Origin of the sequence: Flavobacterium sp. H4147 (assembly GCF_029360735.1) — a bacterium.
Taxonomy (GTDB): domain Bacteria; phylum Bacteroidota; class Bacteroidia; order Flavobacteriales; family Flavobacteriaceae; genus Flavobacterium; species Flavobacterium endoglycinae.
This window is the reverse complement of the sequence record NZ_JARKNB010000004.1, coordinates 54,430-79,890: the sequence shown is the minus strand read 5'-3', so window position 1 is coordinate 79,890 and position 25,461 is coordinate 54,430. Positions and strand designations below refer to the sequence as shown.

23 protein-coding genes are annotated in these 25,461 nt (G+C 34.0%); 17 read left to right on the top strand and 6 right to left on the bottom strand.

All coding sequences use genetic code 11. The annotated features are described in order from the left end of the window. Positions 1-8 precede the first annotated feature (8 nt). The 5 genes from P2W75_RS17670 to P2W75_RS17650 all read left to right on the top strand — a co-directional run bounded on the left by P2W75_RS17670 (position 9) and on the right by P2W75_RS17650 (position 4,876). The gene (locus P2W75_RS17670; protein ID WP_276381494.1) at positions 9-974 is read left to right on the top strand and encodes a T9SS C-terminal target domain-containing protein; all 966 of its coding nucleotides are present in this window, start codon (positions 9-11) and stop codon (positions 972-974) included. A 92-nt stretch (positions 975-1,066) separates the two neighbouring features. Further along, positions 1,067-2,929 (top strand): ABC-F family ATP-binding cassette domain-containing protein, encoded by a 1,863-nt coding sequence (locus P2W75_RS17665; protein ID WP_207295035.1) that lies wholly within the window; start codon positions 1,067-1,069, stop codon positions 2,927-2,929. Between the two features lie 192 nt (positions 2,930-3,121). Continuing rightward, complete coding sequence (locus P2W75_RS17660) at positions 3,122-3,586, top strand: FKBP-type peptidyl-prolyl cis-trans isomerase (RefSeq protein ID WP_276381493.1); 465 nt, start codon at positions 3,122-3,124, stop codon at positions 3,584-3,586. A gap of 18 nt (positions 3,587-3,604) precedes the next feature. Further along, positions 3,605-4,387 (top strand): O-methyltransferase, encoded by a 783-nt coding sequence (locus P2W75_RS17655; RefSeq protein ID WP_276381492.1) that lies wholly within the window; start codon positions 3,605-3,607, stop codon positions 4,385-4,387. Positions 4,388-4,480: 93 nt separating this feature from the next. Further along, a complete protein-coding gene (locus P2W75_RS17650; RefSeq protein WP_276381491.1) occupies positions 4,481-4,876 on the top strand; it encodes a helix-turn-helix transcriptional regulator in 396 nt (131 codons plus the stop codon). A gap of 87 nt (positions 4,877-4,963) precedes the next feature. On the opposite strand, the gene P2W75_RS17645 is transcribed toward P2W75_RS17650, so the two are convergent. Then, positions 4,964-5,623 (bottom strand): DUF6565 domain-containing protein, encoded by a 660-nt coding sequence (locus P2W75_RS17645; RefSeq protein ID WP_207295031.1) that lies wholly within the window; start codon positions 5,621-5,623, stop codon positions 4,964-4,966. A 290-nt stretch (positions 5,624-5,913) separates the two neighbouring features. On the opposite strand from P2W75_RS17645, the gene P2W75_RS17640 reads away from it, so the two are divergent. The 8 genes from P2W75_RS17640 to P2W75_RS17605 all read left to right on the top strand — a co-directional run bounded on the left by P2W75_RS17640 (position 5,914) and on the right by P2W75_RS17605 (position 16,113). Then, positions 5,914-6,600, top strand: a complete 687-nt coding sequence (locus P2W75_RS17640) for an ABC transporter ATP-binding protein (protein WP_276381490.1) — start codon at positions 5,914-5,916, stop codon at positions 6,598-6,600. Positions 6,601-6,686: 86 nt separating this feature from the next. Next, positions 6,687-7,256 (top strand): cob(I)yrinic acid a,c-diamide adenosyltransferase, encoded by a 570-nt coding sequence (locus P2W75_RS17635; protein WP_207295029.1) that lies wholly within the window; start codon positions 6,687-6,689, stop codon positions 7,254-7,256. A gap of 241 nt (positions 7,257-7,497) precedes the next feature. Further along, positions 7,498-7,719: a DUF2795 domain-containing protein gene (locus tag P2W75_RS17630; protein ID WP_007138072.1), complete on the top strand. Its 222-nt coding sequence runs from the start codon at positions 7,498-7,500 to the stop codon at positions 7,717-7,719. An 87-nt stretch (positions 7,720-7,806) separates the two neighbouring features. Further along, on the top strand, positions 7,807-11,148 hold the full coding sequence (secA, locus tag P2W75_RS17625) for a preprotein translocase subunit SecA (protein WP_207295028.1): 3,342 nt from the start codon (positions 7,807-7,809) through the stop codon (positions 11,146-11,148). 163 nt (positions 11,149-11,311) lie between these two features. Then, entirely contained in the window at positions 11,312-11,689 is a 378-nt protein-coding gene (locus P2W75_RS17620) for a hypothetical protein (RefSeq protein ID WP_276381489.1), read from the top strand. Between the two features lie 174 nt (positions 11,690-11,863). Then, positions 11,864-12,208, top strand: a complete 345-nt coding sequence (locus P2W75_RS17615; protein WP_276381488.1) for a hypothetical protein — start codon at positions 11,864-11,866, stop codon at positions 12,206-12,208. Positions 12,209-12,294: 86 nt separating this feature from the next. Further along, positions 12,295-14,454: a TonB-dependent receptor gene (locus P2W75_RS17610; RefSeq protein WP_276381487.1), complete on the top strand. Its 2,160-nt coding sequence runs from the start codon at positions 12,295-12,297 to the stop codon at positions 14,452-14,454. Positions 14,455-14,502: 48 nt separating this feature from the next. After that, the gene (locus P2W75_RS17605; protein ID WP_276381486.1) at positions 14,503-16,113 is read left to right on the top strand and encodes a PepSY-associated TM helix domain-containing protein; all 1,611 of its coding nucleotides are present in this window, start codon (positions 14,503-14,505) and stop codon (positions 16,111-16,113) included. A gap of 74 nt (positions 16,114-16,187) precedes the next feature. Here the strand turns inward: P2W75_RS17605 and P2W75_RS17600 are convergent, their stop codons facing one another. The 4 genes from P2W75_RS17600 to cysC form a co-directional block, all read right to left on the bottom strand. Beyond that, on the bottom strand, positions 16,188-16,850 hold the full coding sequence (locus tag P2W75_RS17600; RefSeq protein WP_207295023.1) for an RNA methyltransferase: 663 nt from the start codon (positions 16,848-16,850) through the stop codon (positions 16,188-16,190). Positions 16,851-16,907: 57 nt separating this feature from the next. Further along, complete coding sequence (locus P2W75_RS17595) at positions 16,908-17,876, bottom strand: sulfotransferase family protein (protein WP_276381485.1); 969 nt, start codon at positions 17,874-17,876, stop codon at positions 16,908-16,910. A 1-nt stretch (position 17,877) separates the two neighbouring features. Then, positions 17,878-18,567, bottom strand: coding sequence for an aspartyl/asparaginyl beta-hydroxylase domain-containing protein (locus P2W75_RS17590; RefSeq protein ID WP_207295020.1), 690 nt, complete (start codon positions 18,565-18,567; stop codon positions 17,878-17,880). Between the two features lie 114 nt (positions 18,568-18,681). Then, complete coding sequence (gene cysC, locus P2W75_RS17585; protein WP_276381484.1) at positions 18,682-19,215, bottom strand: adenylyl-sulfate kinase; 534 nt, start codon at positions 19,213-19,215, stop codon at positions 18,682-18,684. Positions 19,216-19,377: 162 nt separating this feature from the next. Here cysC and P2W75_RS17580 point away from each other — a divergent pair, with 162 nt between their 5' ends. The 4 genes from P2W75_RS17580 (at position 19,378) to P2W75_RS17565 (ending at position 24,635) form a co-directional block, all read left to right on the top strand. Continuing rightward, positions 19,378-20,079 (top strand): NAD-dependent deacylase, encoded by a 702-nt coding sequence (locus P2W75_RS17580; RefSeq protein ID WP_276381483.1) that lies wholly within the window; start codon positions 19,378-19,380, stop codon positions 20,077-20,079. Then, positions 20,076-20,768, top strand: a complete 693-nt coding sequence (locus tag P2W75_RS17575; RefSeq protein ID WP_276381482.1) for a sterol desaturase family protein — start codon at positions 20,076-20,078, stop codon at positions 20,766-20,768. Before P2W75_RS17580 ends, P2W75_RS17575 begins: the two co-directional genes overlap by 4 nt. 68 nt (positions 20,769-20,836) lie before the next feature. Next, a complete protein-coding gene (purB, locus tag P2W75_RS17570; protein WP_207295016.1) occupies positions 20,837-22,183 on the top strand; it encodes an adenylosuccinate lyase in 1,347 nt (448 codons plus the stop codon). A gap of 175 nt (positions 22,184-22,358) precedes the next feature. Continuing rightward, a complete protein-coding gene (locus P2W75_RS17565) occupies positions 22,359-24,635 on the top strand; it encodes a cation:proton antiporter (RefSeq protein WP_276381481.1) in 2,277 nt (758 codons plus the stop codon). Positions 24,636-24,759: 124 nt separating this feature from the next. Here P2W75_RS17565 and P2W75_RS17560 read toward each other — a convergent pair whose 3' ends face one another. Then, positions 24,760-25,398, bottom strand: a complete 639-nt coding sequence (locus P2W75_RS17560; RefSeq protein ID WP_207295014.1) for a peroxiredoxin — start codon at positions 25,396-25,398, stop codon at positions 24,760-24,762. Positions 25,399-25,461: the final 63 nt, after the last annotated feature.

Sequence of the window (25,461 nt, the reverse complement as noted above, 5' to 3'; positions counted from 1 at the left end):
TCAAGACAGTGAACAGGTTTATTTTATTCGTTTTTTTCAGTTGTTTCAGTGCTTATACACAAAATTCTGGCTGTACAGATTCTTTGGCAAAAAACTACAATTCTGCAGCAATCGAAAATGACGGAAGCTGTACTTATGAAAACTTAAAAATAAAACCCCAGTATTCGCTAAAATTAAGTGATTCTGTAAAAGAAACATCTGGTTTAATCGCATTTAACAATTTGCTTTGGACTCATAACGACGATCACGACAAAACAATTTACGGCTTAGATTCTTTAGGAAAAATTAAAAAGAAAATTGTTCTGGAACAGGTAACCAACCATGACTGGGAAGAAATATCGCAAGACAGTTTACATTTGTACATTGGCGATTTTGGAAATAATTACACCGGAAGCCGAACTGATCTTCATATTTTAAAAATCGATAAAAATTCTTTTTTTACCCAAAATCCAATTATTGAAACCATCTCTTTCAGCTATTCGGATCAAACAGATTTATCTTCACAAAAACCAAATACCACCAATTTTGATTGTGAAGCTTTTATTGTTTCAAGAGATAGTATTTATTTGTTTACCAAACAGTGGACTTCTTCAAAAACCAATATTTATGTGCTGCCTAAACAGTCTGGAAATCACATTGCACAATTGAAAGGCACAATTGATACAAAAGGTTTAGTGACAGGCGCCGTGTATGTAGAAGATAAAAAACTTGTTGTTCTCTGCGGATATTCAAAAGTTGGAAAATCATTTCTGTATCTTTTATATGATTTCAAAAACTCTGATTTCACTTCGGGAAACCAACGCCGAATTGATTTAAAACTGCCTTTTCATCAAATAGAAGGAATTACAACCAAAGACGGAATTCATTATTTTATTACAAACGAATCACTCGTTCGCAAACCTATTATAAACACGCCGCAGCAAATGCATTATTTAGATTTGGGTTCGGTACTCAATTCGTATCTCCATAAATAATTCGTAAATCGTAAGATAATAGTTTACTTTTGCAGAAAGTTATGTTTTTAGAAACCTTCATAACTCACAATTTATAACTTATAATTACAACAGTGAATTACTTATCTGTAGAAAATATATCGAAGTCATTTGGAGAAAGAGTCCTTTTTGACAACATTTCGTTTGGAATCAACAAAGACCAAAAAATTGCTTTTATTGCCAAAAATGGTTCTGGTAAAACCACTATTATGAGTATTATTAATGGTTTGGAAGAGCCAGATACTGGACAAGTGGTTTTGCGAAAAGGAATCAGAATGGCATTTCTTTCTCAAGATAATAATTTACAAGATGAACTTACGATTGAAGAAAGTATTTTCGCATCAGACAATGAAACGCTGAAGGTAATTGAAGCTTACGAAAAAGCACTCGAAAACCCAAATGACGAAGAAGCGTATCAAAAAGCTTTTGATGCCATGGATCAGCACAATGCCTGGGATTTCGAAACGCAGTACAAACAGATTTTATTCAAACTAAAATTGGAAGATTTTAAACTAAAAGTAAAAAATCTTTCAGGAGGACAAAAAAAGCGTCTTTCATTGGCCATAATCTTAATTAATCGACCAGATTTATTGATTTTGGATGAGCCAACCAACCACTTAGATCTTGAAATGATCGAATGGCTGGAAAGTTATTTTGCAAAAGAAAACATTACGTTGTTTATGGTAACGCACGACCGTTTCTTTTTGGAACGTGTATGTAATGAAATTATCGAATTAGACAACGGAAAATTATACCAATACAAAGGAAATTACTCGTATTACTTACAGAAAAAGGAAGAAAGAATTACTTCTGAAAATGCGAGTATTGACAAAGCCAAAAACCTTTTTGTAAAAGAATTAGAATGGATGCGCCGCCAGCCGAAAGCACGAACAACCAAATCTAAATCACGTCAGGACGATTTTTACATTATTAAAGAAAAAGCACAAAGCCGACGTAAAGAAAACAAAGTCGAGCTTGAAATTAATATGGAAAGAATGGGAAGCAAAATTATCGAGCTTCACAAACTTTCTAAAAAATTCAAAGACCGAGTTATTCTCGACAACTTCAGTTTTGATTTCCAGCGCGGCGAAAGAATCGGGATTATTGGTAAAAACGGAACCGGTAAATCGACTTTCTTAAACTTGCTTACAGGCACAATCCCGCCAGACAGCGGACGTGTTGTAAAAGGCGACACTATAAAAGTCGGCTATTACACGCAATCTGGAATCAATCCAAAACCGGGTCAGCGAGTTATTGATATTATTAAAGAATACGGTGAGTACATTCCGTTGACAAAAGGAAAGATTATTTCGGCTTCGCAATTATTGGAACGTTTCCTTTTTGATGCCAAAAAACAATACGATTATGTCGAAAAATTAAGCGGTGGAGAATTAAAACGTTTGTATCTGTGTACGGTTTTAATTCAGAATCCGAACTTCTTGATTCTCGATGAGCCTACAAACGATTTGGACATTGTAACTTTAAACGTTCTGGAAAGTTTCTTATTAGATTATCCGGGCTGTTTATTGGTGGTTTCTCACGATCGCTATTTTATGGATAAAATTGTCGATCATTTATTTGTTTTTAGAGGACAAGGCGAAATCGAAAACTTCCCAGGAAACTATTCTGATTTCCGTGCTTACGAAGACAGCGCCGATGTTACTCAAAAAGAAGAAAACAAAGCTGAGAAAAAAGACTGGAAACAAAATAATCCAACCGGAAATCTAAGCTTTAACGAACAGAAAGAATATCAAAAAATCGAACGCGAAATCAAAGATTTAGAAATCGAAAAAGCCAAAATCGAACAGCTTTTCTCTGATGGAAAAGTTGCTGATGCTGATATCGAGAAAAAAGCCAACGAACTTCAAAACATAATCAATAAAATTGAAGCAAAAGAAGAAAGATGGTTTGAGCTTTCTGCAAAAATTGAGGGATAATTTTTTTAAGTGTTCAGTCTCAGTTTTTAGTATTCAGTTTTCTTTACTTGGATGTCAAGCAAATTAGAAAACAGAAACTACGACTGAGACCGAAAACTGAGACTGAAAACTGAAAACTGAGACTGAGACTGAAACCGAAAACCAAGACTGAAAAATATTTTTATATAAATTAGCGATTTAAAACCCTAAAAAATGAAACACCTTTTATCAGCATTACTTACAGTAACACTTTTCATTTCTTGCTCTAAAGATAAAGACGAAGTAAAAGATTATACTGCTCAAAACGAAAAAGAGATCACAGATTATCTGGCACAAAATAACCTAACGGCAACAAGAACTGATTCTGGTTTGTATTATATTATTGAAGAAGAAGGTGATGCTGAAGGAGAAACTCCATTAGCAACCTCAAATGTAACAGTTGCTTATAAAGGATATTACACGAACGGAAATGTTTTTGACCAAAGTGATGAACAAGGAGTTGCATTTAGTTTAACTCAAGTAATTCAAGGCTGGAAAGAAGGTATTCCTCATTTTAAAGAAGGCGGGAAAGGCAAACTTTTAGTCCCTGCTCATTTAGGGTACGGCAGTAAAGATTACCAAAGCATTCCAGGCGGATCCGTACTTATATTTGATATAAAACTAATTTCGGTTAATTAAGATTTTTTCAAATTCAGAATGCTGTTTCAAATTCAATCTTATCTAAAATTTCTTTGGGAATCTAAAAACGAACACGGAGTTCACTCTCCTTTTGTCTTTAGTTTACTCACAAAATGTTTTTACGATAAAAAGCCAAAACCCGAATATCAAATTCTAAAAAATTACAGAAAGTCACTTTTAGAAAACAACAATTTTATTGAAGTAACTGATTTTGGAGCTGGTTCAAAAGTCTTTAAATCAAACCGAAGACAAATTTATAAAATAGCACAAACTGCAGGAATTTCACCAAAACGAGCCGAATTATTATTTCGTGTTAGCAATTATTTCAGACCAAAAAATGTTTTAGAAATTGGAACTTCTTTAGGATTAGCGAGTTCAGCTATTGCATTGGGAAATAAAGAATCTTTTTTGCTTAGTCTTGAAGGTTGCCAAAATACACAATCAGTCGCAGAAAGTTTATTTAATCAAGAATTTCCAGATTTTAATTTTGATTTTGTGAATTCCGAATTTAGCAAATTCTTAAAAGATGGTTCTGCGAATATCTGTGATTGGGATTTAATATATTTCGATGGAAATCATTCTAAAAAAGCAACCTTAGAATATTTCGAACTTTTATTGCCAACAATCAACAATGACTCGGTTTGGATTTTCGATGATATTCATTGGTCAGAAGATATGGAAGAGGCTTGGGAAATGATTAAAAACCATCCTCAAGTAAAAGTCACGATTGACACTTTTCAATGGGGATTTGTATTTTTTAGATACGAACAACCAAAAGAACATTTTGTTATTAGAGCATAAAAAAGTTTTATAAGGTATTTTTTATCCTTTTAAATTCAAAATTTTTAGTACAAATAACCTTATATTTGAACCTTCATAAAATCGATATTCATTATGGAACAGAAAATTCATCAGGGAAGAAACGTAAAACGTTTCAGAGAAATGCTTGGCATCAAACAAGAAGCACTGGCTTATGATTTGGGAGAAGACTGGAACCAGAAAAAAATTTCTATGCTGGAACAAAAAGAGATAATTGACGATAATTTGCTTAAACAAATCTCAAATTCTTTGAAAATTCCTGTTGAAGCTTTTCAAAATTTTGATGAAGAACACGCCGTAAATATTATTGCAAGTACATTCAATACCCATGATTACGCGACACTTATAATCAATAACAACAATCCAATTGAAAAGATTATTCAATTGCATGAAGAAAAAATTGCACTGTATGAGCGTATGCTGAAAGAGAAAGAGGAATTGATGGCAAAGCTTGAAAAACTGATTAAATAAATTTCAGGATTATTCCACATTAAAACATAAAAAAAAGACGATCATTTCTGATCGTCTTTTTCTTATCTAATTCAAAATTCTAAAAAACTATTTTTTAGCTTCTTTGTTTTCTTCAGATTTTGCTCCCATTCTGTTTACAGTGTACATAGGTGCAAATTTAATTTTCAAACCAGCGATTTTTCGGTTATCTTCTGATGTTAGACCTTCTTTTTCAACTGTATTTTTACGGCTGTCAAGTGCTTCATACATCAATTTAACCTCATCCCAGTCTTCTCTTGAATATTTATCTTTATTATCTTCTACAGTGTGAACGAACTGCTGATAAACGCTGTGAATATTTTTAGCATTTACCCAGTCAAAGTTCATATCATCACCTATTTTTCCTGCTCCAAATAAGGCATCTCTTAATTGCTGTTTCGGACTTGGAGCCGGTGGGGCAAATTGGGTGGCCATTTGATTTCTAAATTCTTCGTATTTAATTTTACTTGCATTAATTTTTTCGGTCGCTGCCGAATTATCTTTTAGGTCTGCTAAAGCTGCCTGAGCCTCTTGAGATTTTCTGTCATACTCTGCTTCTACAGTTTTCCAATTTTCTTTTAAATCAGCAGCAGCTACATTCTTAACAGAATCTACGTAGGTTACATATGAGTCTACAGTTTTTTGTGCTTTTTCTTGTTTCTCATCTTTACATGATGCAAAACCTAAGGCAATTAATGCAATTCCTAATCCTAATTTAATATTTTTCATAATGTTGAGTATTTAATATTGATTAATCAAATTTACTCAACAACAAACGTAAAAAAATTACATTATTAACACATTTTTAGAATTAAAAACATTTTAAAACTATAAAACACATAAAATAATGACTATTATGCAAAACAAATCAAAAAAGATATAACAATTTAAAACTTTAAAAATTATATTATTTTAATTGTTATCTCTTAAAAAAGCTTTTTGTAACAAAATCCAATTCTCAACTACTTATCATTATTGAAAAGTGTTTCGTACTTTTAAATCCAAAATTGTAAAACCAAATGGCAGATCCATTAATTAAAATAACTGACATAAGACGAAATTTTATTCTGGGGAATGAAACAGTGTATGTCCTAAAAGGAATTAATTTACAAATCAATAAAGGAGAATATGTTGCTTTAATGGGACCTTCTGGATCTGGAAAATCGACTTTAATGAACCTTTTAGGTTGTTTAGACACCCCAACTTCTGGGCGTTACGTTTTAAACGGAAAAGATGTCAGCCAAATGAAAGACGATGAACTAGCCGAAATCAGAAATAAGGAAATTGGTTTCGTTTTCCAGACCTTTAATCTTTTACCTAGAACCACAGCCCTAGATAATGTCGCCTTACCTATGATTTATGCCGGTTACGGAAAATCAGATCGAATCGCACGCGCTACAGAAGTTCTAAAACAAGTAAACCTTGCCGATAGAATGGATCATCAGCCAAATCAGCTTTCTGGAGGACAGCGCCAGCGTGTTGCTGTTGCCCGTGCTTTGGTCAACAAACCGTCAATTATTTTAGCCGATGAGCCAACAGGAAACCTAGACAGTAAAACATCTGTAGAAATCATGAAACTTTTCGGAGATATTCACGCGCAAGGAAATACTGTAATACTAGTAACCCACGAAGAAGATATTGCAGCATATGCACATCGCGTTATTCGTTTAAGAGATGGTTTAATTGAAAGCGACACGAGTAAATAATTTTAGATTTTAGATTACTTTCTAAATCTAAAATTATAGACAACAACATTTCAATCTAAAATCAGAAATCTACAATCTTAATCACAATGAAAGTATACACCAAAACAGGCGACAAAGGAACAACAGCTCTTTTTGGAGGAACCCGTGTTCCAAAAGACCATATTCGAATTGACAGTTACGGAACTGTTGACGAACTAAATTCATATATAGGATTAATCCGCGATCAGGAAATAGATTCACATTATAAAACCATTTTAATAGAAATTCAGGATAGACTCTTTACAGTTGGTGCCATTTTGGCAACGCCACCGGAAAAAGAAGTTCTAAAAAATGGTAAACTTAGATTAGAAAATCTCGGAATAATTGATTCAGATATCGAACTGCTCGAAAACGAAATAGATAAAATGGAAGAAAGTCTTCCACAAATGACTCATTTTGTTTTGCCTGGCGGTCATCCTACCGTGTCACATTGTCATATTGCACGTTGTATTTGCCGTCGAGCAGAACGTTTAGCCGTGCATTTAAGCCACAATGAACATGTTCCTGAAATCGCAATCATGTACTTAAACCGACTTTCTGACTACCTTTTTGTCTTGGCACGAAAGTTGTCCTTTGACCTAAAAGCGGAGGAAGTGAAATGGATTCCTAGAAAGTAAAAGCTTTCTTAAAATTTCAATTTTTTTAAATCCCAAATTCCAAGAAAAATTAATAATTCTTTGAATTTAAATTTTACATAAAAGCTATAAAACAGGAGGTTTTAAACTCCTTTTTAGGAATTTGAAATTTAAAAAATAGGGATTTAATAATTGACGTTCTTAAATTTTATTAAAATAAATCAAATTTTACTTGTCTTTTTCAGTAAAAAATTTATTTTTGCACAAACTAAATAGATAACAGATGTATTGGACATTAGAATTAGCATCTTATTTAAGTGATGCGCCATGGCCTGCTAACAAAGACGAACTTATAGACTACGCTATTAGAGCAGGTGCTCCATTAGAAGTAGTAGAAAACCTTCAGTCAATCGAAGATGAAGGAGAGATATATGAATCAATGGAAGAAATTTGGCCTGATTATCCAACAGACGAAGATTATCTTTGGAATGAGGATGAATATTAAAAAAATAAACCAAATGAAAAAGTCTCATCACAGAGGCTTTTTTTTTGGTTCAAATTAATTATATAAAATAAAGAAATACAATAAATTATGAGTTTCATAAACAGCATCATCAAAGTCTTTGTAGGTGATAAATCCGAAAAAGACGTCAAAGCTTTACAACCATATTTAAACAAAATTAAAGCGTTCGAAATTCCTTTAATGGAATTGTCTAATGACGAATTAAGAGGAAGAACCGTTTATTTTAAAGATAGAATTAAAGAAGCAAGAGCAGAGAAAGATGCTAAAATTGCTTCGCTTAAAGCTGAAGTTGAAAATATTGAGGATATCGACAAAAGAGAAGATATTTATGATGCAATAGACGCTCTTGAAAAAGAAGCTTATGAAATCTCTGAAAAAACTTTATTGGAAATTCTTCCTGAAGCATTTTCGGTTGTAAAAGAAACAGCACGTCGTTTCAAAGAAAACTCTCATATCGAAGTTACTGCAACTGCAAAAGACCGCGAATTCTCAGCTGCAAAATCATACATTACTATTGAAGGCGACAAAGCAATCTGGGCTAACAAATGGAATGCTGCCGGAAAAGATATCACTTGGGACATGATTCATTACGATGTTCAGTTAATTGGTGGTATGGTATTACACGAAGGTAAAGTTGCCGAAATGCAAACGGGAGAAGGTAAAACTTTGGTGGCTACTCTTCCACTTTACTTAAACGCTTTGACAGGAAACGGAGTTCACTTAGTAACAGTAAACGACTATTTAGCAAAACGTGACAGCACATGGAAAGCACCTTTATTCGAATTCCACGGTTTATCTGTAGATTGTATCGATAACCACCAGCCAAGTACAGAAGCTAGAAAAAAAGCCTACGATGCTGATATCACTTACGGAACCAACAACGAGTTCGGTTTCGATTACTTAAGAGATAACATGGCACATTCGCCAAGCGATTTAGTGCAGAGAAAACACAATTTTGCCATAGTCGACGAGGTTGACTCGGTATTGATTGATGATGCTAGAACACCGCTTATCATTTCTGGACCGGTTCCTCAAGGAGATCGTCACGAATTCAACGAATTGAAACCAAAAATTGAAAACTTAGTTGCACAACAACGCCAGTTAGCGAATGGTTTCTTAGCTGAAGCTAAAAAATTAATCAAAGAAGGTAATACTAAAGAAGGTGGTTTCTTATTATTAAGAGCTTACAGAAGTTTACCTAAAAATAAAGCATTAATTAAATTTTTAAGTGAAGAAGGAATTAAACAATTGCTTCAAAAAACTGAAAATCAATACATGCAGGATAACAATCGCGAAATGCACAAAGTAGACGAAGCTTTGTATTTTGTGATTGAAGAAAAAAACAATCAAGTAGAATTGACAGATAATGGTATTAAATACCTGTCTGGCGATACTGATGCGGATTTCTTTATTTTACCAGACATTGGAACAGAAATCGCAGCTATCGAAAAACAAAAACTTGACAAAGATGCTGAAGCTGAAGCCAAAGAAAGATTATTTCAAGATTTTGGTGTAAAAAGCGAGCGTATCCACACTCTTACTCAGCTTTTAAAAGCGTATGCTTTATTTGAAAAAGACGTAGAGTATGTTATCATGGACAACAAAATTATGATTGTCGATGAGCAAACAGGTCGTATCATGGATGGACGTCGTTATTCAGACGGTCTTCACCAAGCGATCGAAGCAAAAGAAAACGTAAAAATCGAAGCTGCAACTCAAACTTTTGCAACTGTAACATTACAGAATTATTTCAGAATGTACAGTAAATTAGCCGGTATGACGGGTACTGCTGTTACAGAAGCGGGTGAGTTATGGCAGATTTATAAATTGGATGTTGTTGAAATTCCAACAAACCGTCCAATTGCAAGACAAGACAAAGAAGATTACATCTACAAAACAACACGTGAAAAATTCAACGCGGTAATCGAAGATGTAACAGAATTATCAAAAGCTGGTAGACCAGTATTGATTGGAACAACTTCTGTAGAGATTTCAGAATTATTAAGCCGTATGCTTAAAATGAGAGGAATCACTCATAACGTATTGAACGCTAAAATGCATAAGCAAGAGGCACAAATCGTTGAAGAAGCTGGTAAAGCCGGAGTTGTAACCATAGCAACAAATATGGCCGGTCGTGGTACCGATATTAAATTATCTCCAGAAGTAAAAGCTGCGGGAGGTTTAGCAATCGTAGGTACTGAGCGTCACGATTCTCGTCGTGTAGACAGACAGTTACGTGGTCGTTCTGGTCGTCAGGGAGATCCAGGAAGTTCTCAATTTTATGTTTCTCTTGAAGATAACTTAATGCGTTTATTTGGTTCTGAAAGAGTTGCGAAAGTAATGGACAGAATGGGATTAAAAGAAGGTGAAGTTATTCAGCATTCTATGATGACTAAATCTATCGAACGTGCTCAGAAAAAAGTAGAAGAAAATAACTTTGGTGTTCGTAAACGTTTATTAGAGTATGATGACGTAATGAACTCTCAGCGTGAAGTAGTTTACAAACGCCGTCGTCACGCCTTATTTGGAGAGCGTTTAAAACTGGATATTGCTAACATGCTTTATGATACTTGCGAATTAATTGTAAGCAACAATAAAGTAGCCAATGACTTTAAAGGATTTGAATTTGATTTAATTCGTTATTTCGGAATCACATCTCCAATTTCAGAAGCTGATTTTGTAAAATTATCAGATATTGAAGTTACAGGAAAAGTATACAAAGAAGCTTTAGCATTCTACACCGAAAAAACAGAAAGAAGCGCAAGAGAAGCTTTCCCAATCATCAAAGGAGTTTACGAAGAGCCAAACAACCATTTCGAAAGAATTGTAGTTCCGTTTACAGACGGAATCAAAACTCTAAATGTGGTAACTGACTTGAAAAAAGCTTACGATAGCGAAGGAGCTCAATTAATTGCTGATTTCGAGAAAAACATCACACTTTCTATTGTGGATGAAGCTTGGAAAAAACACTTACGTAAAATGGACGAATTGAAACAATCTGTTCAATTAGCCGTTCACGAACAAAAAGATCCTTTGCTTATTTACAAATTAGAAGCTTTCAATTTGTTTAGAGGAATGCTGGATAACGTTAACAAAGAAGTTATTTCATTCTTATTCAAAGGTGATTTACCTGCTCAAAACGCTCCTGAAATTCACGAAGCAAGAGAAGTTCGTCAAAAAGAAAACTTACAATTAAGTAAAGACGAAATTCCAAACAGCGAAAGCATGAATCGTGAAGCTGGAGAAACACAACAGCGTCAGGTAACCGAAACGATCGTTAGAGATATGCCAAAAATCAATCGTAACGATACAGTAACGGTTCAAGAAGTAGCAACTGGTAAAACAGAAACTATGAAATTCAAAAAAGCAGAAAGCCTTATCGCTTCTGGAGCTTGGGTTTTAGTGAACTAATACATACGTTTTAATCTCAGTTTTCACTTAAACTGCAGAACGAACGACACTTAAATATCCCCGATAATTATCGGGGATATTTTTTTTATAAAAAACTTTCAAATAAGTTTATGATAAAAACGAATTAAATGTACTTTTGCATTTGAAACATAGAAATTCACTCTTGAAGAAACTTTTTATCATATTACTTTCGATTACCCTTCTGGTGCCATCTTTTGGTAAGGTCTTCATTTATGCTTCTTTCAAATTAAATCAAAAAGAAATTTCGAAAACAATATGCGTACAGCGCAAAATGGTTTTCAATACTTGCAACGGCCGATGCGAGCTTCAAAAAAGCTTAAAAAAATACGCCGACAACGAAAAGAAAATGCAAGACAATCTAAAAGAAAAAGCAGAGATTGTTTACATCCAGAATACAAATACTCCCCTATATACTTTAGTCGCTCCTGTTGAAACTGCTGCAAAAAACTTTGCAAGTGCAGATAAAAAACCTGTTTCGATTACTGTTGTGGCATTTCGCCCTCCATCCTGTTTTATATAATTTTTTAAAATCTTAATTCAATTTTTTAATTGAATAAATTTCGCTGTGTAAAAACATCGAATACATAAGTGCCTATATCTAAATCTCAAATTTAGTTATGCACAATAAGAATCAAATTATTTAAAACAACAGAAACCCAAAGTGAAAAGATTATTTATTCTATTTCTTTCCTGTATGCTATTAGTACCTTCTTTTGGCAGTTTCTTTGTATATACCTCATTCAAGTTAAATCAGGAAGAAATTTCTAAAACCATCTGCGTGCAGCGAAAAATGATGTTTAACAGCTGTAACGGACGATGCGAACTTCAAAAGAGTTTAAAAAAATATGCCGATAACGAGAAAAGAATGCAAAACAATCTGAAAGAAAAAACAGAAGTAGTTTACATTCAAAATTTCGTTTTAAATAATTTCGAGCTGGCATTACCAGCCGAACCAAAAAGAAAAATTTACAGCTCTTTCCATAAAAAACCAATAGGGGTTTCAATTCCTGCATTTCATCCCCCATCCTATTTCATATAAATTTTAATTCGGCTTTATGAATTAAGCCTGTTCAAAGATGAAGCATCTTAGAACACACAATACTTTTTAAAATTTATAGATTTAAAATGAAAAAAATATTCTTTACCCTTTTTATTATAGGGCAATGTGTTTTTGCACAAAACAAAACAGCGCAGGACACAACAAAATCGCAGGAACTTGAAAATGTTTTTATAACCGCAAATCGTACAGCTGCACAACGAAAAGAAACTCCAGTTGCCATTAGTAAATTAACGGCAAAAACGATCAATGAAACCAAAGCGACAGCTGTTTACGAAATTGTAAATAAAACTCCCGGTGTATTAATGGTCAATTTAGGCAACGAACAACACATGATGTCTATTCGACAGCCTATGACTACAAATGCTTATTATTTGTATTTGGAAGACGGACTGCCTATTCGTCCAATGGGAATTTTTAATCACAATGCCCTATTAGAAATCAACCAATTTAACCTTCAAAGTATTGAAGTTGTAAAAGGTCCAGTATCTTCATTATACGGACCAGAAGCAGTAGGCGGAACTATTAACTTAATTTCGCTTAAACCTCCTGTTGATCCTGAATTTAAATTTGGAATTCAGGCTGATAATTACGGTTACAGAAGATTTCAAGCCGCTGGAGGAGCAACAATTGGAAAAGTCGGATTTCATATTGCCGGAATTTCAAGTTTACAAGAAAATGGCTGGATGACGTATTCAGATTACAACAAAGACAACCTAAACGCCAGAATCGATTACAACATTTCACCTTCTACCCGATTGATAAGCAATACTATGTATGGGAAATACTATTCGGATATGAGTGGAACTGTAAACGAAGATGCTTTTAATAATAGAACGTACAAAAGCACTTCTAATTTTACGTATAGAAAATCTGATGCTCTACGTACTCGTTTAACGCTTGAGCACGATTGGAACGATAACTCAAACAGTTACATTACAGTTTATTTACGCGATAATAAATTAGGACAAAACCCGTCATACGGAATTAAATGGAGTCCAACCGTAAATCCTACAACAGCAAAAGGTGAAGTAAACTCAAACAACTTTAAAAGCTATGGTGCAATTGGACAGCACGTTCAAAAATTTGATTTCTTGAATACCAAAATTGTAGCCGGAGCTTTATATGATTATTCTCCTGTAACGTATTGGTCGTATGTAATCGATTTAAAAGCCAATTTAAATCCGGGAGAACCCGGAAAACAAACCGTAGATTCATACGAAATTATAGCTGAACATCCTGATTCAAAACTAGCCGATTATACTGCAGACATCTTCAATACAGCAGGTTATGCTCAGATTAGTTTTAATCCAATCGAGAAAGTAATAGTAACGCTTGGCGGACGTTACGATAATATGAAAGTCAACTATGATAATGCACTTGACCTTTCAAGCGGAAGCAAAGTATACGACAAAACTACTTTTAAAGCAGGTATCAACTACAATCCTGTACATTTTGCAGGTTTTTACGGGAATTATTCACAAGGATTTGCGCCTCCGGGAATTACATCTATTTTTAGAACAAAACCAGGTACAGGTGGTACAACTGGTGTTCCAGCTGATTTTTATTACAACCTTAAACCCGCAGAATTTAACAATTATGAAATTGGCGGATGGCTTACTTTTTTAGAAAATAAACTGAACTTTGACTACGCCTTGTATTATATGGAAGGCCAAAATGAATTATTAAACATAAAACTACCTGACAACTCAACAGATTATCGTTCTGCAGGAGAAACATGCCACAAAGGAATTGAGTTTGGAGCTTCATACAAACCCTCAAAACAATTCAATATTCGTCTTGGTGGAACGTATGCACAACATACTTATATCGATTTTAAACTTTCAGACAAACCAACAGATCCTGTTCAAGATTTAAATGGCAAAGAAATGCCGGCTGCACCAAAATGGTCAGGAAATTCAGAAGTAAGTTATTACCCAAATTGGCTTCCAAATCTGAGAACCTCTTTAGAATGGCAGCTTGTGGGAAGTTACTATCAGGATCAAATTAATACCGTAAAGTATTCAGGTTATAATATATTCAATGCCAGAATTGGCTACCAATGGAGAAAAATTGAGGTTTACGGAAATGTCTTAAATCTTACTGATAAATTGTATGCTTACAATGTATCGAGAGCTAATACCACAAATGCACAGCCAACTTATACTGCAGCGGCGCCAAGAACATTTGTATTTGGAATTCAGTATAATTTTTCATTAAAAAAATAATATTTAGCCACTCTCAGCACAGTTGGGAGTGGTCAAAAAACTAAACCAATGAGTAAAGAAACGAACAAAAAATCTTCTAAGAAGAACCAGAAATCTTTTGGATCTAAGTTCATAAAAAAGATCAAACAGCACATGTACAAATGGCATCGTATTATTGGATTGATTACGGTTGTTCCCGTAATTTTCTGGACGCTTTCTGGTTTGATGCACCCGTTTATGGCGCATTTTTTCAAACCTGAAATTGCACATGACAAAATAGAACAATCCATTATTGATAAAAGTCAGCTGAAATATTCCATTCAGGAAGTATTATTAAAAAACGAGCTGACACAATTTAAAAACTTCAGAATTGTAACTTTCAATAATAAAACCTATTATCAGGTAAAAACCTTTTTTGGTGAATTGGTTTATTTTGACACTTCAAATGCCCAAAAATTAGAAAACGGAGATCAAAAATATGCCGAATGGCTTTCGCGCTATTTTCTGGACGACCAAAAAAGTCCTGTCAAAAATAGTGAAATTTTAACCGAATTTACTTCGCAGTACAAATATGTAAACCGTTATCTGCCAGTTTACAAAATCACTTTTGACCGACCAGATGAAATGCAGATTTATGTAGAAACATCATCGAGCAAACTTGCCACGTACAATCCGGTTTCAAGACAAATTTTTATTTCATTATTTGATACTTTTCATAACTGGTCATTTATAGACGCTATTTCGAACAACAGTGTACGAATTATTACCATGATTTTTCTGTTGTCGATTATTGGATTTTCTGCCTTAAGCGGTATTTTAATATATGGTTTATTATGGAAACAGTTCAAAAAAACAGATTCGCTGCAACCTAAAAAAGGACTTCGAAAATACCATCGCCAAATTGGAATCTGGGTTTCTCTTTTTACGTTAACATTCGCATTTAGCGGTGCATATCATACTACCACAAAATGGTCTCCGAATATGCTTTCGCAGATGGTTTACGAACCAACATTTGTAACCAAAGAAATTGCAACAGCAAATAATGCACTTAACGTCGACTGGAATCGTTTTCAGAACGTGAGTCTTATTACCTTAAATGACTCTGTTTATTTTCGCTGTCAATTGGCAGAAAAAGAAACTGGAAGATTTAAAAAACCAAAATCAGCTTCTAAGTGGAATAAAAATGAAGATTCAAAATCTGAAATTCTGTATATCAATGCGGCTTCAAATAAAATAATTCCTAATCTTGATTTGGAATATGCGGAATTTCTAGCTTTTTATTTTACGGATGGCGCGCCAAAAGGATCTTGTTGTGAAATGACCGAAACTTCAGATGAAGAACCTCAGCCTTCTTTGGAAAACACAAAATTATTAGAATCAAAAGTTTTACATGATTTTGAAAGCCGGGAATATGGTTTTGTCAACAAAAGACTTCCTGTTGTAAAACTGGCTTATGACACGCCTGAGAAAACGACTTATTTTATAGAAACTTCAACTTCAAGACTTGCTGCTGTGGTTAAAAACTCAGATCGTGTAGAAGGATATTCTTTTGCCATTTTACATAAATTTTTATTTATGGATTGGGCAGGAAAAAATATCCGTGATCTGGCGACAGTACTGGCTGCACTGAGTATTTTAATTGTGAGTATATTAGGTTTTATTCTTTTTTTAAAGAGGTAATTTCATCTCCTGCAAGGTTTTTAGATAATCAAACATAAACATACCTTCAAGGTTTAAAAAACCTTGAAGGAATTCTATTGCGGATTATCTTGATAATAACGAGCTTCGATTCGTTTAATATCTTTAATTGAATTTTTAGCCCAGTCCAAACGTTTTACCAGAATTTCTTCTTCGGTCAATTTCCAATCAATATCAGATCGGCGAAGTCTGTTCGTCAAATTCTGAATAATAATTGCTGCCGAAACCGAAATATTCAAACTCTCTGTAAAACCAACCATGGGTATTTTTAAGAAACCATCTGCATTGTCCATAATTTCTTTTGACAAGCCTTCTTTTTCTGTTCCGAAGAACAGAGCACTTGGTTTTGAAATATCGAAATCCTCCAGCATACAGTCTTTTTCATGCGGAGTTGTGGCAATAATTTGATATCCCTTATTTTTTAAATCAGAAAGACAGCCTGAAACTGAATCAAATCTATTAATATCAACCCATTTCTGAGCGCCTAAAGCAATTTCCTTATCAATTCGTTTACCAAAACGCTGTTCGATTACATTCAGTTCCTGAATTCCAAAAACCTCACAACTACGCATTACCGCGCTCGTATTATGCATTTGATACACATCTTCAACAGCAACTGTAAAATGTTTGGTGCGGTTTTCTAATACTTTTAAAAAATTACTTTTTCTGTTTTCTGTCAATATATTTTCTAAAAAGGCGAGGTAATCTAAATCAATCATTTTTAATTATTTTGGCGCAAAAATACACAAATTAAAAAAGAAACCTTCATGCTAATTTCAGCTTGCAAAATCTTTAATAAAAGTGGTATTTAGCTTTTCGTGCAGTAAATTCACTTGTTTTAAATCCACCGATAAAACATCATCTTTATAAGAATCTCCGCTAAAATCAGCTTGTTTATTTTTAGAATGGTGTTTTAAACGGTCAAACATGGCCTCTTTTTCATTTTCAGAATAATCAGCATTTATAAATGTCACAAATCGCTCCACAACATTTCTCATTCCTTCATTATAATTCAGCATGGTAACATTATCGTCGGTTTCATAAAAATCCAGAAAACCTTGAAAATATTTTTCCAGAACCAAAGCTCCGTATTGCTGAAAACTAATTTGGTTGATTTCCTTTTGAGTAATTCCAAAAACACTTGGCGGAATTAAATTTGGCACCATGTGCATTCCCATTAATTTTTGATGTGATTTTAAAACATCTGACGGATCGCGGTACAGCAAAGCAAAAGGAACATCTAGAAAAATAGATCTTAAATAAGACGCGTTAAATATATTCCATGCATCGAGTTTTATAATCAGGTATTTTTGTTCTGGAAATCTTTTTTGTCCCAGGAACCTCATAACCGACTCCAATAGAATAGTTTTGGTATCAAGACCAAAAGCATCGCTTCGTAAAATCTGGTCAATAATAGGCGCTTCAGAAATCATAATATTTTCTGTTGAAGTCGCCAAAGACTGGCTCAACATTGTAGAACCACATCTTGAAACATGAAATACCAGTGATTTTAATGCAACAAAATCTAAATCCTTAGACCATTCAATCAAATTTTCTGCTGTACTTATTAATTTAACCCGTTTAGAATTGTAACTATGACTTTTGCATCTTGCAATTGTTTCATCAAAAAAAGGTTCTTCAAATAGAATATCTGACAAATAAATCCATTCAAAATAAATTTGATTTTCTTGTTCGATTAATTTTACTGGAATCCAATTGGCAACAGGGTTCTGAATATTTTCCATTTTATACAGTTAAATTTGATTGAAGTTTAGCAATAAGTGCAGCATTAATATCCGATGGATTTCTAGAAAGCTCTTCGATCATTCGCTTTTTAACCTCGTCTGAATATTCTGTTGGCGGTTTATAATGTATATCAAAACCCATTTTAGCAAACAATGCATCAGACCATTCGTTTCGTATACAATCTAGTGTGAGATGAATTCTTGGTTCAGAACTCTTATTCTGTACACTATGTGGCAATTGGAAATTTGCGTACCAGCACTCGCCCATTTTCATAGGAACTAATTTTTGATCGACATAAAAATATACTTCAGAATTGGTGATAATAGGAACGTGAATTCTAAAAAAACCATCTTCATAAGAAGTATCATTATCTACATGTTCTTTAATCTCGCTGTCAGGTCCAAGTCTTAATAATCTCACCGCTTCTTTTTCACATTGAAACCAATCCATTATTTCTTTAAAATAAGGACAGCTGTCCAGCAGAGGCGTATTTTTATATTCTTTATCTGGAAAAGAAAGAATATCGGTTTCTAATCCTGACTGCGAACGCAGGGAAACACTGGTCCATTTACCTTCATACCGATAGGTATTAAAATGCGGTGTCCATAAATTGGTTTCGCAGGTAACTAAATCATTTTGCAATTTTTCGATTGAAAAAGAAATCGGCAGCTGGCAGGAAGAAGGATTCATACGCTTACAGGATTAAATTTAACAAGGATATTTTACGAGGTAAATATATAAATTTATAAAAGCCAATTTGTTAAATAAATAAGCAAAAGTTTACAAATTAACAAAGACTTTGAATCAAACAGAAGCAACCAAGCTATTGACTATAAAATGGTAAAGTTTATGAGTGGAAACTGATACAGGTTCAGAATCTGTTTTTAGTATTAGATCTGCTTTCTGCGGAATTTCAAAAACATCGCTGATTCCGGTAAAGTTTTTAATTTTATTCTCGTCATCGTCTGGCAGCAGTGCTTTTTTATACAATCCTTTGGGGTCTCTTTCAATCAAATTAGAAATGGAACAATCTAAAAATACAGTTCTCACAAACTCAAAAGACCGTAATTCATTCCGAAGATTTTCATATGGATTAATAACCGACATTAAGACGATTTTATTTTCGCTGATTAAATTTCGCCCTACATTAAAAAGCCGTCTCACGTTTTCACAGCGGTCTTCTTTAGAAAATCCTAAATCTTTACAAATTGTTTTTCGGTACACATCGCCGTCCACGATCTCAGCATTGTAATTATTTTCTATTAACAACTGCCTAACATTTTGTGCTAGTGTAGTTTTTCCTGAACCCGATAAACCTGTAAATTGTATTAAAATCATTGGGAATTTTCTTTCTCTAATCTGGCATTAAAACTAAATAATTTAAAAAGACGTACAACGAGTAGAAATACGCTTTATTTCTTAAAAAAATAATACAAATCCTATCTATTACTAACCATCTGAATACAGAAATTACTATTTTTATCTTTTAATAAAGTAAGAATGAAAAAGAAACTTGTTGTTTTAACTGGAGCCGGAATCAGTGCTGAAAGCGGTATTAAAACTTTCCGCGACAGCGAAGGATTATGGGAAGGACATGACGTAATGGAAGTGGCAACTCCAGAAGGATGGTATAAAAATCAAGATTTGGTTTTAGACTTTTACAACAAAAGACGCCAGCAGTTAAAAGAAGTACAGCCTAATTTAGGACATCAGATTTTAGCCGAACTGGAAAACGATTTTGAGGTACAAATTATTACTCAAAACGTTGATGATTTACATGAACGTGCAGGAAGTACAAACGTTCTGCATTTGCATGGCGAATTATTAAAAGTGAGAAGCACGCAGAATAAAAACCTCATTTTAGACTGGACAGAAGATTTAATAACAGGCGATTTGGATAAAAACGGACATCAACTGCGTCCGCATATTGTTTGGTTTGGAGAAGAAGTTCCAGCACTCGAAGAAGCAATTGACATAACCGAAACGGCTGATTATTTTGCTGTAATTGGAACTTCGTTACAAGTGTATCCAGCAGCGGGATTAATTGCTTACACACCAAGTACAACTCCAGTTTTTTATGTTGATCCAAAACCCATTGCCATTCCAAATCTTCGAAATAAAGTAGAAACCATCGCAAAATTTGCTTCAGAAGGAGTTGCAGATTTAAGGAATAGTTTATTGAACTTAGAAAAAACAACATGATTTTTGAAAGCTGGTTACAACAGTTGGCACAATTAAACGCATTCTGGCTCTTTGTTTTCTTTTTAATCGAAAACTTAGTGCTAATAATTCTATCCGTTTTAATTGGAAAGATCTTCGAACCAGAAAATACCGTTTTAAAGAGCAGAGACCGAAAATGGGTTTTATTAACACTCATTTGCAACACCTTTATAACCTTATTAGGTTTCGAATTATATCATTACGGAATTCTAAAAATAGATTTTTCAGGATCTATAAAGCTTATCTTTTTCGATACGCTTTTATTGATTTTGTTAATGGATCTTTTAATGTTTCTTTTTCATTATCTGGTTCACCATTTAAAATGGCTGTATCCAATTCATAAACTGCATCATACACATATCGAAACCAATGTCTACAGTTTGTATGTACTTCACCCTATTGAAACTTTGGGATTTGGAGTTATCTGGCTGTTTTTAATTACGATCTTAAAATTTAATTATCTGAGTATTATAATGTATCTTATTCTGAATTTGTCTTACGGAATATTTGGTCACTTGAAAACCGATATTTTTCCTTCTTTCTGGTATCAAAATTATTTTACCAAATGGATTTCGACTACCAGATTTCATAACGATCATCATAAAAATGAATCCCGAAATTTTGGTTTTTACTTTACCATCTGGGATAAAATTTTCAAAACCATGATTTAAGGTTGAATATAGCTTTCAGAAGTTTTAACAATACCTTATATTTGCACCTTTCGAAAAACAACATAACAATGACTACTCTAAACGAATTGAATGCTATATCGCCAATTGACGGAAGATATAGAAATAAAACTCAAAATTTAGCACCTTTCTTTTCTGAAGAAGCTTTAATAAAATATCGTGTTTTAGTTGAAGTTGAATACTTCATTGCTTTATGCGAAATTCCATTACCGCAATTACAAGGTATTGATTCTTCTTTATTTGAAAGTTTAAGAAACATCTACAAAAACTTCTCAACCGAAGATGCACTTTGGATTAAAGAAACTGAAAAAGTAACCAACCACGACGTAAAAGCGGTTGAATACTTTATTAAAGATGCTTTTGAAAAATTAGGTTTATCTCAATACAAAGAGTTCATTCACTTCGGATTAACATCTCAAGATATCAACAATACGGCTATTCCGCTTTCTACAAAAGAAGCGTTTGAGCAAGTTTATATGCCAACATTAATTTCTGTAATTTCTAAATTAAAAGAATTAAGTGTAGAATGGAAAGACATTCCAATGCTGGCACGTACGCATGGACAACCTGCCTCTCCTACACGTTTAGGAAAAGAAATTTTGGTTTTCGTTGAGCGTCTTGAAGAACAAATGCGCTTGTTATTCAATATTCCGTTTGCGGCTAAATTTGGTGGTGCAACAGGAAACTTCAACGCGCATCATGTAGCCTATCCGCAAATTGACTGGAAACAATTCGGAAATAAATTCGTTGAATCTAATCTGGGTTTACAACATTCTTTCCCAACCACTCAAATTGAACATTACGATCATTTTGCTGCTTTCTTTGATGCTTTAAAAAGAATCAACACCATTATTATCGATTTAGATCGTGACATTTGGACGTATGTTTCAATGGATTATTTCAAACAAAAAATCAAAGCAGGAGAAATTGGTTCATCGGCAATGCCGCATAAAGTAAACCCAATTGATTTTGAAAACTCTGAAGGAAACTTAGGAATTGCAAACGCTATTTTAGAACATTTAGCAGCAAAATTACCTATTTCGAGATTACAGCGTGACTTAACTGACAGTACTGTTTTACGTAATGTTGGTGTTCCTTTCGGACATACTATTATTGCTTTTGAAGCCACTCTTAAAGGCTTGAACAAATTGCTTTTGAACGAAAGTAAATTTGCTGAAGATTTAGAAAAAAACTGGGCAGTTGTAGCAGAAGCCATCCAGACTATTTTACGTCGTGAAGCATATCCAAATCCATACGAAGCTTTAAAAGGTTTAACTAGAACCAATGAAGCAATCGACAAAAATGCAATTCATAATTTTATTGCAACATTAGAAGTTTCTGATGCTGTTAGAGCAGAATTATTGCAGATAACACCTAGTAATTACACAGGAATTTAAAGAAAACCTAAAATATTCTACCAAAAAAAGCTATCTTTATCGAGATAGCTTTTTTTATTTAACCTTGGAAGTTAAACCAGATCATTTCACCTAACTATTATAATGCATAATAAGTTCCCCGATTTTATTTGAAATGGAAAGCTGGACTAGCTCCTAAAAAACTAAAATACCACTTATGATTGCCTTAAATGCCGCTGCAGAAAGTACACACCACTTACAACCCTTAATTAGTGATCTGGGATTAATCCTGATGACTGCCGGAATTGCCGTTCTTCTATTTAAAAAAATGAAACAACCTTTGGTTTTAGGCTACCTGATTGCAGGTTTTTTAGCGGGAAACCATTTTGATTTTTTCCCTTCGATTACCGACATGAAAAGTGTCGAAGTCTGGGCCGAAATCGGTGTTATATTTTTATTATTTAGTTTAGGGCTCGAATTCAGTTTTAAGAAGTTGATGAAAGTGGGCGGTACATCTTCCGTCACCGCCATCACCCAGATTTTATTCATGACACTCATAGGATATTGTGTGGGACAATGGATGGGCTGGGGAAAAATGGACAGTATTTTTCTAGGAGCGACACTCTCTATTTCATCCACAACCATTATTATCAGAGCGTTTGACGAATTAGGTGTAAAAGGAAAAAAGTTCGTTGGAATTGTATTTGGAGCTCTTATTGTTGAAGATATCGTTGCCATTTTAATGCTTGTACTCCTTTCAACAATTGCCGTGAGCGATCAGGTTTCTGGAGCCGAACTTTTACAATCTGTTTTAAAACTGGTTTTCTTTTTAATCATTTGGTTCTTAGGCGGAATTTTCATCATTCCAACTATTCTAAAAAAAGCCAAACATCTTTTAACCGATGAAATGCTGCTGATTATTTCGCTGGCTTTGTGTTTAATGATGGTAATTTTTGCAGCCAATGTTGGTTTTTCTCCGGCACTTGGAGCTTTCATTATGGGATCAATCATTGCTGAAACCACAATGGCAGAAAAAATCGAACATTTAATTCAGCCCGTAAAGGATCTATTTGGTGCTGTTTTCTTCGTTTCTGTGGGAATGTTAATTAATCCAGGGACATTAGTTACATACGCTCTTCCAGTAGCTTTAATTACGCTATTGACTATTTTCGGAAAAGCATTTAGTTCCTCAATTGGAGCTTTGCTTTCGGGACAGCCTTTAAAACAATCTGTTCAAACCGGAATGAGTTTGGCGCAAATTGGAGAATTCTCTTTTATCATTGCCACACTTGGAATGACTTTAAAAGTAACCAGTGATTTCTTGTATCCAATTATCGTGGCTGTTTCGGCGATCACAACTTTTACAACACCATTTTTAATTAAATATTCAGAAGGTTTTGCTCTTTTTTTAGAATCTAAAATGCCTAAAAAATGGGTTAAAAACATCAACCGTTACAGTGTAAATGCGCAAGCCATTAAATCAGTAAGCACTTGGCAGATTGTTTTAAGATCTTCGATCACACAAATTATTCTCCATACCATTATTATCACGGCCATTATTTTATTGTCGTCTAAATTCGTTGCGCCTTTAGTTGCTGATACGCGATTCGGAAATACTTTAGCGGCTTTATTAACCTTAGTCGTAATTGCTCCTTTTTTATGGGCACTTTCACTGCGCCGTGTAAAAGTAGATGAAGTTGAAACATTATGGGAAGAACGAAAATACCGCGGCGCTCTTTTAATGCTTATTTTAATCAGAATGAGTCTTGGATTATTCTTCGTAGGATTTTTGCTGAATATTTTCTTTTCTCCTTTAGTCGCATTTATTGCCTTGATTATTGCGATTGGAGCGTATCAAATTTTCCCTAAAAAATTAAACGAACAATATCATAAAATTGAGAATCATTTCTTGAAAAACCTCAACGACCGCGAAAACAAAAAAATTGATAGACGATATGCCAATTTAACTCCGTGGGATGGTCATATGTCCTTTTTTGAAATTAAAAAAGAATCCAATTTAGTTGGTAAAACTTTAGAAGAATTAAAAATCCGTGAGCAATTAGGAATCAACATTGCTTATATCAAACGAGGAGATGTTACCATCCCTATTCCAACCAAAACCGAACGTTTATTTCCAAGCGATGAAATCTGTGTAATTGGTACCGATGCCCAAATTGCCGAGTTTACCAAATACCTAAATCAAAATGAAACCGAAGCGCCTGGAAAGGTCGAAGAAACAAATATTGTTTTACGTCAGCTGGAAGTTTCTCAAGAAGAATTCATCAAAAAAAGCATCGGACAATTCAGAGCCAAAACTAACGGAATGGTCGTAGGAATCGAACGAAACGGAAATCGTATCTTAAACCCAGAATCTAGTTTGGTCTTAGAAAGAAACGACATTCTTTGGGTGGTTGGAGATAAGAAAAGAATGAGCGCTTTGATGGCTTTTGAAGGTGCAAAGGTTCAAAGGGACAGAGGTTCAAAAATCTCGTAGAAAACAAAAAGGCTGATGTTTTTCCAAATGGAAAAATATCAGCCTTTAAACTTTGTCCCTCTGTACCTTTGTCCCTCTGTACCTTTGAACCTCTGAACCTCTGTACCTCTGTACCTCAAAAAAACTACTTATTCGGCTGCGGTGTTAAACGCAAATAAGGCTTAATTGGTGTGTGTCCTTTTGGGAATTTAGCAGGAATGTCGCTGTCTGGAATTGCAGGAGCAATGACTACATCTTCACCATCTTTCCAGTTTGCTGGAGTCGCAACGCTGTAGTTGGCCGTTAACTGTAAACTGTCGATTACACGAAGTAATTCATCAAAATTTCTTCCTGTAGAAGCTGGATACGTTAAAGTCAATTTGATTTTTTTATCTGGTCCGATAACAAAAACAGAGCGAACCGTAAATTTATCACTTGCATTTGGATGAAGCATATCGTATAGATTGGCTACTTTCTTATCCTCATCAGCAATAATTGGGAAATTTACTTCTGTATTTTGAGTTTCGTTAATATCTTTTATCCACTCTTTATGAGAATCCAATCCATCCACACTCAAAGCAATAACTTTTGTATTTCTCTTTTGGAATTCAGGAACATAATTCGCTACAGTTCCTAATTCAGTTGTACAAACTGGAGTAAAATCTGCAGGATGCGAAAACAAAACACCCCACGAATCTCCTAACCATTCGTGAAAATTAATAGGACCTTGTGTGGTTTCTGCGTGAAAATCTGGAGCTATATCGCCTAATCGTAATGTTGACATAATTTAATTTTTTAGTTTCTCTAAAATTAAAGAAAAAATATATAGAGAAAACATCAAATTTCT

Excerpts from the sequence above, each read along its gene's own strand:
- P2W75_RS17660 (WP_276381493.1), top strand. The coding sequence starts at position 3,122 with ATGAAACACCTTTTATCAGCATTACTTACAGTAACACTTTTCATTTCT.
- P2W75_RS17655 (WP_276381492.1), top strand. The coding sequence starts at position 3,605 with ATGCTGTTTCAAATTCAATCTTATCTAAAATTTCTTTGGGAATCTAAA.
- P2W75_RS17650 (WP_276381491.1), top strand. The coding sequence starts at position 4,481 with ATGGAACAGAAAATTCATCAGGGAAGAAACGTAAAACGTTTCAGAGAA.
- P2W75_RS17645 (WP_207295031.1), bottom strand. The coding sequence starts at position 5,623 with ATGAAAAATATTAAATTAGGATTAGGAATTGCATTAATTGCCTTAGGT.
- P2W75_RS17640 (WP_276381490.1), top strand. The coding sequence starts at position 5,914 with ATGGCAGATCCATTAATTAAAATAACTGACATAAGACGAAATTTTATT.
- P2W75_RS17635 (WP_207295029.1), top strand. The coding sequence starts at position 6,687 with ATGAAAGTATACACCAAAACAGGCGACAAAGGAACAACAGCTCTTTTT.
- P2W75_RS17630 (WP_007138072.1), top strand. The coding sequence starts at position 7,498 with ATGTATTGGACATTAGAATTAGCATCTTATTTAAGTGATGCGCCATGG.
- secA (WP_207295028.1), top strand. The coding sequence starts at position 7,807 with ATGAGTTTCATAAACAGCATCATCAAAGTCTTTGTAGGTGATAAATCC.
- P2W75_RS17615 (WP_276381488.1), top strand. The coding sequence starts at position 11,864 with ATGCTATTAGTACCTTCTTTTGGCAGTTTCTTTGTATATACCTCATTC.
- P2W75_RS17610 (WP_276381487.1), top strand. The coding sequence starts at position 12,295 with ATGAAAAAAATATTCTTTACCCTTTTTATTATAGGGCAATGTGTTTTT.
- P2W75_RS17605 (WP_276381486.1), top strand. The coding sequence starts at position 14,503 with ATGAGTAAAGAAACGAACAAAAAATCTTCTAAGAAGAACCAGAAATCT.
- P2W75_RS17600 (WP_207295023.1), bottom strand. The coding sequence starts at position 16,850 with ATGATTGATTTAGATTACCTCGCCTTTTTAGAAAATATATTGACAGAA.
- P2W75_RS17595 (WP_276381485.1), bottom strand. The coding sequence starts at position 17,876 with ATGGAAAATATTCAGAACCCTGTTGCCAATTGGATTCCAGTAAAATTA.
- P2W75_RS17590 (WP_207295020.1), bottom strand. The coding sequence starts at position 18,567 with ATGAATCCTTCTTCCTGCCAGCTGCCGATTTCTTTTTCAATCGAAAAA.
- cysC (WP_276381484.1), bottom strand. The coding sequence starts at position 19,215 with ATGATTTTAATACAATTTACAGGTTTATCGGGTTCAGGAAAAACTACA.
- P2W75_RS17580 (WP_276381483.1), top strand. The coding sequence starts at position 19,378 with ATGAAAAAGAAACTTGTTGTTTTAACTGGAGCCGGAATCAGTGCTGAA.
- P2W75_RS17575 (WP_276381482.1), top strand. The coding sequence starts at position 20,076 with ATGATTTTTGAAAGCTGGTTACAACAGTTGGCACAATTAAACGCATTC.
- purB (WP_207295016.1), top strand. The coding sequence starts at position 20,837 with ATGACTACTCTAAACGAATTGAATGCTATATCGCCAATTGACGGAAGA.
- P2W75_RS17565 (WP_276381481.1), top strand. The coding sequence starts at position 22,359 with ATGATTGCCTTAAATGCCGCTGCAGAAAGTACACACCACTTACAACCC.
- P2W75_RS17560 (WP_207295014.1), bottom strand. The coding sequence starts at position 25,398 with ATGTCAACATTACGATTAGGCGATATAGCTCCAGATTTTCACGCAGAA.